Source organism: Kordia jejudonensis (assembly GCF_001005315.1).
In the GTDB taxonomy this organism is placed as follows: domain Bacteria; phylum Bacteroidota; class Bacteroidia; order Flavobacteriales; family Flavobacteriaceae; genus Kordia; species Kordia jejudonensis.
In genome coordinates this window covers 18,906-32,461 of the sequence record NZ_LBMG01000056.1, presented here as the reverse complement: position 1 = coordinate 32,461, position 13,556 = coordinate 18,906, and the positions used below count along the sequence as shown (strand labels likewise).

The window sequence follows — 13,556 nt, the reverse complement described above, 5'->3', positions numbered from 1 at the left end:
AATAGGTCGGAATTTCTTCCGACCATGACTGGTAACCAACTCGCCTTATTCTTTAACTAACCAATCCAAAATTTATGTGAAATGAAAACAAAGCGTGATTGCTTTTGTTTGCTTTCAAAAAATATATAACAAACCGCATGCCAAACACAAATTTGGAAGCGTATTCGTATGCTAAATATTTGTTAATGAATTGATTTGGCGGTTGATTTTTGAATTGTATAAAGTGATGCTAATAGTTTAATACATCATTTATATGCAGTAAACGAAACAAGTATTTTATAATTAATTACGAAAGAATATGTGAAATCTTTTGGTAGAAAACTTCAGGATCAAATGGTTTTGAAATAACTTCGTTGAAACCATCTTTTAGGAAATCGCCTTTATTGTCATCTAATGAAATTGCAGTTAAAGCAATGATTGGCGTTGAAACATCAAATTTTCTAATCTCTTTTGTCGCTTCAATTCCACTAATACCTGGCATGTGAATGTCCATCAAAATGAAGTCATAACGATTACTTCGTGCGTAATCAATTGCTTGATATCCATCATCAGCAATATCACACGTCATGTTTTGTTTCGCAATAATTTTCTTGGTAATTACTTGGTTGATCTTATTATCTTCAACCAAAAGCACTTTGAATTTACGATTCTTAAGGTCTGTTTTTTCTTCACTAATCACTTCTGCTTCAATAGTTTCTGCTGGAATTTTATCTAGCGTAAGCGTAAAAATAAACGTAGAACCTTCTCCAAGTTTGCTTTCCAATTGAATGTGACTTTCCAACAACTCCAACAAGCTTTTTACAATAGTTAATCCCAATCCGGTTCCACCATATTTTCTATTGATCTGAACAGAACCTTGTGAAAAACTGTCAAAAATATTTTCTTGCATTTCATCAGAAATACCAATACCGTTATCTCTAATTTCAAATTTGATCGTTTGTTGCGTGTCTGTTTCCTTTTCAATGTGCGCCACAATTTCTACCAAACCATCTTTTGTAAACTTTAAAGCGTTGCTAATAAGGTTGATAAACACTTGTGACATCTTTAAATAATCACCAACTAACTTTTCAGGAATGCCTTTATCAATCGTTAATATAATCTTATTATTATTCTCTTTTGATGTCTGCGTAAGCGAATTGACAACATCATTCAGCACCTTTTTTAAATTTAACGGCGCTTTTTCTATCGCCAATTTTCGAGCTTCTATTTTGTTCACTTGCAGAATATCATTGATAAATGTCAATAAATAATCTCCTGAAAATTTAAGCGATTTTAGATGTTCTTTTTGACTTTCGCTTGGGTTTTCTTCCAATAACAAATGTGTCAAACCTGTTACCGCATACAAAGGTGTCCGCAGTTCGTGTGTTACTGTCGATAAGAATTGCGCTTTGGCTTTCATGGCTTTTTCAGCATTGTCTTTTGCCAGTTGCAATTCAGAGTTTTTCTTTAATAATAAGTTGTTTGTTTTTACTTTAATTTGATTGTTTCGATACAATGAAATCGTCAATAATGAAATGATAATAAGTAAAGCCGAACTTAATATAGATGTTAATTTGTTTCGTTTTCCTTTTTGAGATTCTTCCGTATTTTCACGTTTTAGCTGTTCTATATAACGCGTTTTAAATTCATTATCAAAATACGCATCGGCAGTTACTTCACGTTGCAAACGCGCGTTATTGTAGATAGAATCATTCACTTTTATAAATCTAGATTGAAATCGATACGCGTTGTTCATATCGTCCATTCCAGCATAAGTGTCCGAAATAATACGAATACTTTGTAGTTTTATAATTGGAAAATCATACGCGTTGGCAATACGCAATGCGGCTTCTGCATTTAGTTTTGCGTCTTTAAATTCTTTGATATTTGCATATGCTTTTGCCAAATTCAAATGTACTTTTGATCGTAGATAATTTGGTTGATATTTGTCGTTGATTGGCAATGAATTTTCAAAACGTTCTATAGCGCGTCCATTAATTCCTTGACTCAAAAAGAACAATCCTTTGTAATATTTCAGTTTGTTAATATCATCTTTAGATTGGGTTTTACTGAAAATTTTTTCTGCTTCATCAAAATGTGAATCAGCAATACTATAGGAAGTGTTTTTAGTTGCTGTTAAAGCTTGTAAAACATAATTGTAACCGAGTCCGAGAGAATCGTTAATATCTGTTTGAATCTTGGCAGCGCGAAGCAAAATACTTTTAATTTCTTCGGGATTAAAGTCTTTGTAATTTTCTTCAATTTCCAATTCGGCACGCAGCATGTATGCTTTTGCTCTGCTTTTTTTGTCTTGAATGCTATCAGAAAGGTCTAAAATGATGTTTAATTTCTCTAAAGCTAGGTGCTTTTTTGCCTTCTTTTTATGTTCGTACACATCTACAAAAGAACGCTCGATACTGTCCTTAACTTGTTCATTAGATTGCGCTTGGGACACGATTGAGAATAAAGTAAAAAAGAAAAATAAAATGTGTTTTACCTTAAACACCATGAAGTAATGATTTATTCAAAAATACTTATTTATTTGAAATATATAGAATTAAATCAATTAATCTATGCGAATATCCGATTTCATTGTCATACCAACCGACGACTTTGACCATTTTTCCGATTACAGACGTCATTAAAGCATCAAATGTGCACGAATATGGATTGTCTATCACATCCACTGAAACAATTGGATCTTCCGTGTAGGATAAAATTCCTTTCAAATTCGTTTCCGCCGCTTTTTTGAACGCTGTATTGATTTCTTCAATAGAAGTTTCTTTCTTTACATTAAACGTAATATCTGTCAACGAACCATCAGGAACAGGAACGCGAATTCCGCAACCACCAATTACATCTGAAAACTCAGGAAATATTTTTGTCAATGCTTTGGCAGCTCCTGTTGTCGTTGGAACAATGCTTTGACTAGCGCCACGTGCGCGGCGTAAATCACGATGTGGTTGATCGTGCAAACTTTGATCAGTTGTATACGAATGAATCGTGGTAATATATGCTTGTTCAATGCCACACAAATCATTGATAATTTTCATCATCGGAGCCGCATTGTTTGTGGTACAGGAAGCATTTGAAATGATACGTTCAGAACCATCTAAAATATGTTCATTGACACCTAAAACTACCATTTTAATGTCTTCATCTTGTGGCGGAACGGCTAAAATTACTTTTTTGGCACCATTTGCAATATGATGATTGAGCAGCGCTTGTGTTTTAAACTTTCCAGTGGCTTCCACTACAAAATCTATAGTATATGGTTGCCAATTGAGTTGTGTAATATCTGAAGTGTTTGTTACAGGATATTTTTTTCCATCAACGATAATTTCAGTCTCGTTATGTGTTACTTCTTTATGTAAAACACCGTGAATACTATCATATTTTAGTAAGTGACTCAGCGTGCGCGTATCTGCCAAATCATTAATAGCAACTACTTCAATAGTTGGATGGTTTAGGAGCAAGCGAAAGAAGTTTCGACCAATTCTACCAAAACCATTAATAGCAACTCTAATCATGTGTATGCTGTATTTATAAGAAAAACAAAATTACGGTTTTTAGTTGGATTGTAAGTTTGATAGATTATTTGATTTTTAGCACATACTCATCATGCGTTAATCAAAATGTACATATTGGAAAATTATGCAGTAAAATTTTTATGGTGATGACAGAAAATTATAGAAAAAGACATCGGTTTTTGTTAAACAGAAAAGATTATTGAAGATGAATTTTTAGATATGTAAAAATTACAGTATCTATGATATACGTAAAATTACGCATGAGCACATTTATTACTTTTTTTAAATTTGAATCAATAATAATAAATGTACTTTTTATTTATCAACTCAATTTAAAACACTAAACATTATGGCTGGATTATCAACCCCTTCTACTAGTATTGAAAACTGGAAAGCGCTTGCGCAAGGAGCTCCAATAGATGGTATTGTTTCATTATTTCAAAAAAGTGGAAATAATTTTGCGCTGACTTTGAATGAGAAAATGAAAGCTGCAAAGCGACTACATATCTATTTTTCTCTCGATGGAAGCGAAGAAATAGAATTTTTTGTCATTCCTGCGGCTGACGATGTATCAACTAATAAAAGCATTTATAGTTCAGGAATATATCCTTTACCGCTTAGTGCAACAAAAACAACTATTTCAGGAGATGGAGAATTAATTACTTGGATCAATAACTGGTGTAATGACACTATGCGTGACAATTGGTTAATGAAAGTAAGCAACGCGCCGCAAGTATTGGTAATTCATACTGATGACTTTACAGTAAATGATGAGCATTTATGTTACTTGGCATTACGACCAAATTCTAATGCATCAATTCCAACTAAAAATAGAATGGATTTAGTGATTCAAAATACAGTGACAAACACGTTCATAAATGTAAAATTAGAAGCTGCAACTGCAACAGGAATTGGACCTAGCTATAGAGATATGGCAAGACCAGTACCGCCATTCGGACAAGAAAATCATGCGTCTACTGATGAAACTAATTTTGGAGTTCTATCACTATTAGGAGAATAACAATGACACTTAGTACATTTTCTGAAATAATGACTTATTTATCACCACTTGTACTATGTATTGGTACGAGTGTTGGTATTTTTTATTTTAAAAAATTAGATAAGGTTACTAAGTTATTAGTATATTTTTTAATAGGAAGCTTGGCAATAGATATTTCCTCTAGAGTTTTAGCAGAACTATTAAATAATAATTTAATTTTATATGTAGCACTCAGTTTACTTGAACTACTCATTTTTTTTAAAATATTTGATGTTTTGTGTAAAAAGAAAAAAATCATCAGAGTTTTAACAATCATTGGCGTATCATATACATTGATAGAATCAATATATTTAAATGCAAACAATGTAGAACTATTTCAACCCTATGCAAAAGCATTAACGCCGTTGTTGATTGTGATTATGACGCTAGTGTATTTTTTTGAATTGATTCAAGATGAATTAAAACTTGTCAAAGGAAAAGCACGCTATTTTTCATTTAACAGTATTGTTTTATGTTTTTTTGCGTTGGAATTTTTATTTCTATTGCCAATTAATTTTTTAATTAATGGAGGATTTTACTTGGCGGTATATGTGTTGGTAGCGCATGTATTACTACTCGTATTATTTTATTCGTACCTAACTTATTTCATATGGAAGCATGGCAAAAACCCGAAACAATAATTCTTTGGATTATTATTGTGGGAATATTTTTGGTGGTGCTACTAACAGCAATCATTTTTTTGGTGCGCGCTATCTTTAAGAAGATTATAAAAGCTAAAGAGAAAGAGGCAAAAACACAATTGGCGTACCAACAAAATTTGCTGGAAACGACGATAAAAACACAAGAAATAGAACGTCATCGCATTGCGGCAGACATTCATGATGCGTTGATAGGAAAGTTGACGGCGATTAAAATGGAGCAAGAAATCACGCAAAAAGATCAAAAAACCATTGATGCGTTGCATGATAGTATTGCAATTGCTCGTAGAATCTCGCACGATTTAAGTCCGCCACTTATTGAATTTACCAAACTTCCCGAACTCATTAAAGAATTGTTATATCCTTGGGAACAACATATTCAAATAAAAGCGATCTATGATATTCGATATGAAACGAACGAAACGGACGATTTTAAAGTGCAAATTACCCGAATCATTCAAGAAATTATTACCAATATTGTAAAACATGCTGAGGCAGAAGAGGTAATTTTTCATCTAAAACAAACAAAAAATTACATGGTATTGCGTATTATTGATGATGGAAAAGGATATGATGTTTCGCAACAAAGTAAAGGTTTAGGAACCAAAAATATAGAAACCAGAGTACAATATCTCAGAGGAAATTATAAAGTGAAATCGAACCTAGGAAAAGGGACTTCAAACATGTTTCTATTTGAGAATTGAAAAAATGAATAATTAAAAGATTAAAAGACCAAGATGAAAGATATAATTACACTTGCTTTAGTTGATGATGATGCATTAATTGTGTCTTTACTAAAAGATTTTTTGGGAAGTCAGGAAGGAATAGAAATATGCTACACGGCTGATAGTGGCGAAATGCTCAAAGAGAAATTGGTAACGGATAGTGCATTGCCAGATGTCATTATTTTAGATTTAAATATGAAAGGCATCAATGGCGTAGAAGTCACAGAATTTTTAAAACAAAACTACCCAAGTATTCGAATCATCTTAATGACTTCACATTACAAACGTTCTTTCATGGGATTCATGTTAAAAACGGGCGTTTCTGCATTCTTACCCAAAGGAATTTCGCCTGTACAATTGCTAGAAATTGTGAGAGAAGTGTACGACAAAGGATTTTATTTTATGGACGATCAGTTAGGAGTGTTGCGTGAGCAAATATCACACAAAAGTCCAAAACCAACATTAATTGAAAAAAACAAACTTACCGAACGCGAAATAGAAGTCTTAAAACTTATTTGTTTCCAAAAAACGGCTAAAGAAATAGGCGAGAAGCTCTTCATTACACCACGAACTGTGGAAGGACATAAAAGTAATCTTTTCATCAAAACGGAAGCGCGTAACATTGCTGGTTTGGTTATTTACGCCATTCAAAATGATTATATTGAACCGAATGAAATTCCGTTGATTTAGTAATGAGGTTTTAGTATTGAGACATTAGTATTGAGAATTTTGACTTTGAGCCTGCCAAAATAGTAGACTTTTTATTCAGACGTCATCCTGAACTTGATTCAGGATCTCATAACACTAGGTAAAAGATAATCATTGTTAGTTCGAGAACAGTAAAGTAGCGCAAAGTTAATCGAGTATTTCTCGATACAATTTTTTCATCTCGCTACGCAATGAAAAAACCACTCGAAAAGACATTTTGTGCATTTATATGTAAACTTTCTACACAAACGTCCTCTGAACTTGATTCAAGATCTCATAACACTAGGTAAAAGATAATCATTGTTAGTTTGAGCATTATGTAAGATCAAATATATTTTGATTTCAACTACCTAGTGAAACTATCGAGAACAGCTTCGTAACGTAAAGAGAATCAAGTATTTCTCGATACAATTTTTTCATCTCGCTACGCAATGAAAAACTACTCGAAAAGACGTTTTGTGTTTTATATGTAAAATTTCTACACAAACGTCCTCCTGAACTTGATTCAGGATCACATAACACTAGTAAAAGATAATCATTGTTAGTTTGAGCATTATGTAAGATCAAATATATTTTGATTTCAACTACCTAGTGAAACTATCGAGAACAGCTTCGTAACGTAAAGAGAATCAAGTATTTCTCGATACAATTTTTTCATCTCGCTACGCAATGAAAAACTACTCGAAAAGACGTTTTGTGTTTTATATGTAAAATTTCTACACAAACGTCCTCCTGAACTTGATTCAGGATCACATAACACTAGCAAAAGATAATCATTGTCAGTTTGAGCATTATGTAAGATCAAATATATTTTGATTTCAACTACCTAGTGAAACTATCGAGAACAGCTTTGCTACGTAAAGTTAATCAAGTATTTCTCGATACAATTGGATTCCTGCCTTACTTCGACAAGCTCAGTACAAGTCGAAGGAATGACAAAATATAGTATATAAGAAAGGCTAAAAGCAAGAAGCCAATAGCCTTTATAAATATTTTTATTTTTTAATCTTTCAATTAAATTTTAAAGAATATGTTTATGCGCTTTATAAGACGAACGCACCAACGCACCACTTTCTACATGACGAAATCCTAAATCGAGTCCGATTTGGCGGTATTTGTCAAACTGATCAGGCGTAATGAATTGTTGCACTGGTAAATGCTTTTTACTTGGTTGTAAATACTGTCCAATCGTCACTACATCTACATTTGCGGCACTCAAATCGTGTAAAGTTTGGATAACTTCATCTTCTTTTTCACCCAAACCTAACATAATTCCCGACTTGGTTCTGTTGATGCCTTGATCTTTCAAGTATTTTAATACGCCTAAACTACGATCATATTTTGCCTGAATTCGTACTTCACGCGTCAAACGGCGAACGGTTTCCATATTGTGTGAAACTACTTCTGGAGCAACTTCTACAATACGATCCAAATGACGTTCGATACCTTGAAAATCTGGAATTAACGTTTCTAATGTTGTGGTCGGATTCATGCGGCGAACAGCTTTTACCGTTTCTGCCCAAATGATACTTCCCATATCTTTTAAATCATCACGATCAACTGACGTTAAAACAGCGTGTTTAATTTTCATAATTTTTATAGAACGTGCAACTTTTTCAGGTTCGTCCCAAGCAACCGTTTCTGGTCGTCCTGTTTGTACACCACAAAATCCGCACGAGCGTGTACATACATTTCCTAAAATCATAAAGGTTGCAGTTCCTTCGCCCCAACATTCGCCCATATTTGGACAACTTCCTGATGTACAAATCGTATTCAATTTATACTTATCAACCAATCCACGAAGTTCTGTATATTTCTTACCTGTTGGAAGTTTTACACGAAGCCATTTCGGTTTTCCTTTTGGTGGTAATACACTTGCTGTTGTTTCTGTACTCATAAAAATTTCTTCTTCAAAGTGAAATGAAATGCAAAGATACGAAGAATCTTGTTGTTTGTTAATCTGTGTATTTGTTTTTTATCATAATAACGAACAAAGAACAAAGAACAAAGAATAAAGAATAAAGAATATCGAATAAACGAATAACAAATTACGAACATCAAAAATGAAAAGTTGTATTCAATCCAAAGAAAATCTAGATCATCGTCAAATACCAAATAGAAAATCCTGTTAAAAATAACATTCCTAACCAGCTCAAAATTCGTAAGCCAGTTTTTGGTTGCCATTCTTTTGGAGTGTGTTTGCTCGTAATAAGAATATAATTTGAAATGGCATAAAAAGGAGCAGTGATGAATGATAAAACCGTTGCAATGTAAATCAGCGAGCCCATTTCGGCTAGAAATTGTGTCATGATCACGATTGTTCCGATTACCAAAATCAACATCCAAAAAATATAACTGTGTTTGATGTATTTTCCAAATAACAACTGACTCGTTTTTGCCATGGCTCTTGGTGAAGCGTCTAACGTTGTTAGTGTTGTGCTAAACATAGTCGTAAATGCAGCAATTGCAATGATGATGTAAACTTCGCTACTTAAACTTTCCGTATAAAGATTAATGAGTTGCGAAGCGAATTCGCCACCTTTGGAAGAAAATTGAACACCAGATTTGAACATGATCAACGCGCCCAACGCCATAAAACAGATTCCTAAAACAATGGTAATTATATAGCCAAAATTAAAATCGAACAACGCGCTTTTTGGCGTGAAATTTTCCGTTTCTTGCCGTTTTTCAATTGTCCACAACGAATGAAAAATTGAAACATCAAGCGGCGCAGGCATCCATCCCATAAAAATAATAAGTAACGTTAAGCCAGCGCCAGTCGGGAAAACTTGTTCCGCATTCAAGGCTTCATTTCCTCGAAAAACTGCCATGGTGACAGCAATTACGGTACTTATCGTCAAGGTAATGATGATAACTTTCATCAGTTTATCTAAAAAAGAATAACGTCCCATGGTTAAAATTCCCAAGCAAATTAGGGTAATGATTGTACTCCAAATTTCCAAATCGGCTGTAATTCCAAATAATTGAGACGCCAAACCAGCCGTCACAATCGTTACTGCGGTTTGTATAGTAAACATCGTTGCGAATGTGAGTATAAAATACACCACCAACAATCCTTTGCCTAACTTTTTATAACCATCTAGCAAACTTTCGCCTGTAGCGGCAGCATATCGTGGTCCGAACTGAAAGAACGGATATTTAAATAGATTTACTAATAACAATGCCCATAGCAATCCAAAGCCAAATTCGGCACCAACTTTTGTGGAGTTTACCAAATGCGATACTCCAATTGCAGCACCTGCAAATAATAATCCTGGACCGAGTTTTTTAAGAAATGAAGTCATTATTGTTTCTGAATTATTTCTGCCAATAGTTTTTTAGCACGCAACAATTTTACCTTTACATTGTTCATTGGTTCTTGCAATTGTGCCGAAATTTCTTTGTAACTCAACTCTTGAAAGTAACGCAAATTAATGACTTCCTGATAATGCGGTTTTAGCTTTTTGATATCGCGTAAAAGCTTTGCCAAGTTTTGTTCTGTAATGATTTTATCTTCTGGCGTTGGTCCATCATCAATAATTTGATACACTTCTTCTTCCTGTTCTTCTGTCGTTTCAATGAGCTTTTTCCGCTTGCGAAGAAAATCAATATGTACATTTTTAGAAATGGTAATCAACCACGTTTTAAACTTATATTGTTCGTCAAACGTATCAATTTTATCAAATGCTTTTGAGAACGTTTGAATCGTAATATCTTCCGCGTCATTTTCGTTTTGCACACGCTTTAATTGAAATCCATATACATCATTCCAAAACGAATTGAGTAGAAAATTGAAAGCTACTTGATTGCCTAGTTTAGCTTTTTGTATGTATGCTTTCAGAATCGTTTCAGCTATTTCCAATGCGTTGGTTTTGAGGTCAAATTAGTGATAAAGATACCAAAATGTATGATAACTAAAAAGATTTCCAATAATGGCAAGAAATATAAAATGTCTTGTTCTTTGAGTTTACTTGCTGCAAAACCTATGATAAAGTATTGAAATATGATTCTAAAAGCGAGCACGCAAAGTGCCAATTGCCACATGGAAGTAAATAGCAAACCGATGGCAAATATCCAAAATAAAACTTGCGTTAGATAGAAAAAACCTAATAAGAATTTATGTATAAATTTGTAATGAGACGATGTACTTACGTGTCTGCGTTTTTGACGAAACCACGCTATAAATCCTGTTTTGGCTTGTGAAATCGTGAAACTATCTTTAGAAAAACAGATGGCGGTATTTTTACGTGTTGTAGCATCTTTAATGAACAAATCATCGTCGCCTGAACGTATTTTCATATGATTTACAAAACCGTTTACGGCGTAAAATTCATCTCTGTGATACGCTAAGTTTCGTCCGACTGCCGTATATGGAATGCCAATTTTAGCATAACTAAATGCCTGAATTGCCGCCATAACGGTTTCAAATCGGATAAGAATGTTTAGCAATGAATATTTCTTTTTCGCGTAAGCACCATACCCAATGATAATTTTTTTATCACTTGAAAAACATTGACTCATTTCTGTAATCCAATGGTTGGAAATAGGTTTGCAGTCAGCGTCTGTAAATAATAAATAGTTGTGTGTTGCCGCTTTGATTCCGAGTGTTAAGGCATATTTTTTATTGCCCCAAAACGCTTCATTGTTTTCAACATTGACAATTTTAATGTTATCATGTTTTTTTTGAAAACGTTCCATGATTTCGAGCGTTTCATCAGAAGAAGCATCATTTATCAGTACAATTTCAAATTTTTTGTATGATTGTCGCAGCAATTCAGGAATGAGTTTTTCAAGGTTTTCCGCTTCATTTTTAGCACAAACAATCACAGAAACGGGAATATCGTATTGTACTTTACTGCGTTTTATCTTCGCGAAAGCGAACACACCAAAAATTGAAAAATAAATGATTTGTATAGCAGCAATTGCTATGAAAATATAAAAAAGTAGTGTAATCATAAAAGGAGAGAAGTCCTATTGATGTTGTGGTTCAGAGCAGTTTTCAAATTGATCAGGTGTTTTTCCACAAAATCCACATGCATCTCCATTTTTGTTTAACATTGGGTTTTGACTTGCGCAAGTTCCTGCAAATTTACCGTCTTTTTTTGCCCAAATTTTAATTGCAATTCCAGCAACACCTACTAATAATAAGCCAATTGTTAATAATGCGAGTTTCATGTGATAATTTATATTTTAGTGTACGCAATAATCTTATGCAAAGATACAGCTTTTTATGGAATAATTTTTGATATCTTGTAGTAGGTTTTTCAAACAAAAATAGAACGCTATGAAGTATTTAGGAATGATTTGCTTGTTGATTTTAGTTGTTGGCTGTTCAGCACCAAAAGTAGTGTATGATTATGATGAGAAGTTAGATTTTTCTGTATACACATCCTATAATTTTTTCCCAGAAATGGAAACGGGTTTGAACGAATTGGACACAAAACGCTTGTTGCGACAAACCGATTCTATTTTACAATCGCGTGGTTTTGTAAAGAATGAAACACCTGATTTTTATGTCAATATTATGGTGAGTGCTTTTGAAAGTGATCAAAATAGTGCAGTTGGTGTCGGTGTTGGCGGTGGCGGACGCGGCGTTGGTGGCGGAATTTCTATTGGATTGCCTGTTGGATCAAAGTTGAATCAGCAATTGATTTTTGACTTTGTAGATGTTCAAAAAGATGAATTGTTTTGGCAAGCTGTCGCAGAAGGATATTATCAAGAAAATGCAACTCCACAAGCACGAACCAATTATTTTAGAACAATTTTGTTGAAAGTCTTGGAAAAGTATCCTCCGAAGAAATAGTGATAAAATAGTATTAAGATATTAGTATTGAGATGTTAGATTTTTTACTTCCCAAAACCCAAAACCTCACTTTTTCGTATTCAATAAAGAAAGCTTTTGTGGCTAAAAAACATCAAGAATTACACCAACTATTGACAAAAGAAATGCTAAAAAAAGGAACAATGCCTGATACAATTATTTGGCCAGAAGTTTCTGGAGGAAAGAAATAGTTCATAAAATCGTATCTTAAATCCTCAATATAATAGTATAGATCATTTGAGTATTTAGTAAAAAGAGACAACCATTCTCATGATAATTAACTACCAAAAACTAACATTATGAAGAAAAAAACCGTTCACGTTCGGAAAAGTGTATACGATCTTTCGGAAAAGGAAATAGCAAACTTGCGAAAGGCATTTAGAAGATTATATAAAAACCGCATATATCAACAAAAAGCAGGAATTTTGATCAAAGATGGGCATTACATGCGAAATGATATGCTTTTTTTACCGTGGGCAAGAGCGTATTTTGCAGACTTTGAAAAGGCGCTTCAAGACGCAGTTCCTAATGCAAAACCAGTTATTACGTTGCCATATTGGGACTACACTTCAGAAACCGCTAGAGAAGAAGGTATTCCTCCGTTATTGGCAGATCCGTATTACAAAACCAAGAAAAAAGGTAAAAAGAAGTCAAATCCATTTTACAGAGCTGAATATGAAATTCCTTTATACACCTTTAGAAATGATGCACCAAATAATACATTACTTGAGTCAGCATTTATCTCAGCCAATAAAGCAATGGAAGCCGATGACTTTGTTACTTTTGGGACAGAAATTTATGTAGCAGATGTACAAAGTCACATGTATATAGGCGGCTCATCGGCAAATACAAACTGTACTGCGTATGATCCTATCTTTTGGTTTACACATTGTCAATTAGATCGTTTTTGGGATCAATGGCAAAAGCAACCCGCACGAGAAGATCTTGGAGCTGCAAGTATGCCAAATTCGGTCTTAAATTCGAGCTTGCAACCATTTAGTAATGATGAAGGAACAACATTGAAAACTACAGATGTATTAAACACAGAAAACCTTGGATATACTTATGTAGACTAAAACCTAGGACTATTATATA

Annotated in this window: 13 protein-coding genes; 6 read left to right on the top strand and 7 right to left on the bottom strand. The window is 33.6% G+C overall.

All coding sequences use genetic code 11. The annotated features are described in order from the left end of the window. Positions 1-286: 286 nt before the first annotated feature. Together AA089_RS20200 and gap are read right to left on the bottom strand one after the other, a co-directional pair. Positions 287-2,488 (bottom strand): response regulator, encoded by a 2,202-nt coding sequence (locus tag AA089_RS20200; RefSeq protein WP_046758820.1) that lies wholly within the window; start codon positions 2,486-2,488, stop codon positions 287-289. Positions 2,489-2,513: 25 nt separating this feature from the next. Further along, a complete protein-coding gene (gene gap / locus AA089_RS20195; protein WP_046758819.1) occupies positions 2,514-3,509 on the bottom strand; it encodes a type I glyceraldehyde-3-phosphate dehydrogenase in 996 nt (331 codons plus the stop codon). 349 nt (positions 3,510-3,858) lie between these two features. Between gap and AA089_RS20190 the strand changes: the two genes are divergently transcribed. From AA089_RS20190 to AA089_RS20175, 4 genes are read left to right on the top strand one after another with little or no spacing between them, the layout of a single operon-like run. Beyond that, entirely contained in the window at positions 3,859-4,530 is a 672-nt protein-coding gene (locus AA089_RS20190; protein ID WP_046758818.1) for a hypothetical protein, read from the top strand. Between the two features lie 29 nt (positions 4,531-4,559). Continuing rightward, a complete protein-coding gene (locus AA089_RS20185) occupies positions 4,560-5,189 on the top strand; it encodes a hypothetical protein (RefSeq protein ID WP_156169160.1) in 630 nt (209 codons plus the stop codon). Beyond that, positions 5,159-5,911 carry a sensor histidine kinase gene (locus AA089_RS20180; protein ID WP_046758816.1) on the top strand — a complete coding sequence of 251 codons (753 nt, stop codon included), beginning with the start codon at positions 5,159-5,161 and terminating at the stop codon, positions 5,909-5,911. Before AA089_RS20185 ends, AA089_RS20180 begins: the two co-directional genes overlap by 31 nt. A 33-nt stretch (positions 5,912-5,944) precedes the next feature. After that, positions 5,945-6,622, top strand: coding sequence for a response regulator transcription factor (locus tag AA089_RS20175; protein ID WP_046758815.1), 678 nt, complete (start codon positions 5,945-5,947; stop codon positions 6,620-6,622). Positions 6,623-7,661: 1,039 nt separating this feature from the next. On the opposite strand, the gene lipA is transcribed toward AA089_RS20175, so the two are convergent. From lipA to AA089_RS20150, 5 genes are all read right to left on the bottom strand, one after another. Beyond that, positions 7,662-8,537, bottom strand: coding sequence for a lipoyl synthase (gene lipA, locus AA089_RS20170; protein ID WP_046758814.1), 876 nt, complete (start codon positions 8,535-8,537; stop codon positions 7,662-7,664). Positions 8,538-8,733: 196 nt separating this feature from the next. Next, positions 8,734-9,948: an Nramp family divalent metal transporter gene (locus AA089_RS20165; protein ID WP_156169158.1), complete on the bottom strand. Its 1,215-nt coding sequence runs from the start codon at positions 9,946-9,948 to the stop codon at positions 8,734-8,736. Next, positions 9,945-10,502 (bottom strand): RNA polymerase sigma factor, encoded by a 558-nt coding sequence (locus AA089_RS20160; protein ID WP_046758812.1) that lies wholly within the window; start codon positions 10,500-10,502, stop codon positions 9,945-9,947. The genes AA089_RS20165 and AA089_RS20160 overlap by 4 nt, the downstream gene beginning before the upstream one ends. After that, positions 10,493-11,596, bottom strand: coding sequence for a glycosyltransferase (locus tag AA089_RS20155; protein WP_046758811.1), 1,104 nt, complete (start codon positions 11,594-11,596; stop codon positions 10,493-10,495). The genes AA089_RS20160 and AA089_RS20155 overlap by 10 nt, the downstream gene beginning before the upstream one ends. A gap of 15 nt (positions 11,597-11,611) precedes the next feature. Then, positions 11,612-11,815 carry a hypothetical protein gene (locus AA089_RS20150; RefSeq protein ID WP_046758810.1) on the bottom strand — a complete coding sequence of 68 codons (204 nt, stop codon included), beginning with the start codon at positions 11,813-11,815 and terminating at the stop codon, positions 11,612-11,614. Between the two features lie 109 nt (positions 11,816-11,924). On the opposite strand from AA089_RS20150, the gene AA089_RS20145 reads away from it, so the two are divergent. After that, positions 11,925-12,443 (top strand): DUF4136 domain-containing protein, encoded by a 519-nt coding sequence (locus AA089_RS20145; protein ID WP_046758809.1) that lies wholly within the window; start codon positions 11,925-11,927, stop codon positions 12,441-12,443. 317 nt (positions 12,444-12,760) lie between these two features. Then, the gene (locus AA089_RS20140; RefSeq protein ID WP_046758808.1) at positions 12,761-13,537 is read left to right on the top strand and encodes a tyrosinase family protein; all 777 of its coding nucleotides are present in this window, start codon (positions 12,761-12,763) and stop codon (positions 13,535-13,537) included. The last annotated feature ends 19 nt before the right edge of the window (positions 13,538-13,556 follow it).

What these genes read in the sequence shown, in the direction of transcription:
- AA089_RS20150 (WP_046758810.1), bottom strand. Translation starts at nt 11,815, where the DNA reads ATGAAACTCGCATTATTAACAATTGGCTTATTATTAGTAGGTGTTGCT.
- AA089_RS20190 (WP_046758818.1), top strand. Translation starts at nt 3,859, where the DNA reads ATGGCTGGATTATCAACCCCTTCTACTAGTATTGAAAACTGGAAAGCG.
- AA089_RS20140 (WP_046758808.1), top strand. Translation starts at nt 12,761, where the DNA reads ATGAAGAAAAAAACCGTTCACGTTCGGAAAAGTGTATACGATCTTTCG.
- AA089_RS20185 (WP_156169160.1), top strand. Translation starts at nt 4,560, where the DNA reads ATGACTTATTTATCACCACTTGTACTATGTATTGGTACGAGTGTTGGT.
- AA089_RS20155 (WP_046758811.1), bottom strand. Translation starts at nt 11,596, where the DNA reads ATGATTACACTACTTTTTTATATTTTCATAGCAATTGCTGCTATACAA.
- lipA (WP_046758814.1), bottom strand. Translation starts at nt 8,537, where the DNA reads ATGAGTACAGAAACAACAGCAAGTGTATTACCACCAAAAGGAAAACCG.
- AA089_RS20200 (WP_046758820.1), bottom strand. Translation starts at nt 2,488, where the DNA reads ATGGTGTTTAAGGTAAAACACATTTTATTTTTCTTTTTTACTTTATTC.
- AA089_RS20180 (WP_046758816.1), top strand. Translation starts at nt 5,159, where the DNA reads ATGGAAGCATGGCAAAAACCCGAAACAATAATTCTTTGGATTATTATT.
- AA089_RS20145 (WP_046758809.1), top strand. Translation starts at nt 11,925, where the DNA reads ATGAAGTATTTAGGAATGATTTGCTTGTTGATTTTAGTTGTTGGCTGT.
- AA089_RS20175 (WP_046758815.1), top strand. Translation starts at nt 5,945, where the DNA reads ATGAAAGATATAATTACACTTGCTTTAGTTGATGATGATGCATTAATT.
- gap (WP_046758819.1), bottom strand. Translation starts at nt 3,509, where the DNA reads ATGATTAGAGTTGCTATTAATGGTTTTGGTAGAATTGGTCGAAACTTC.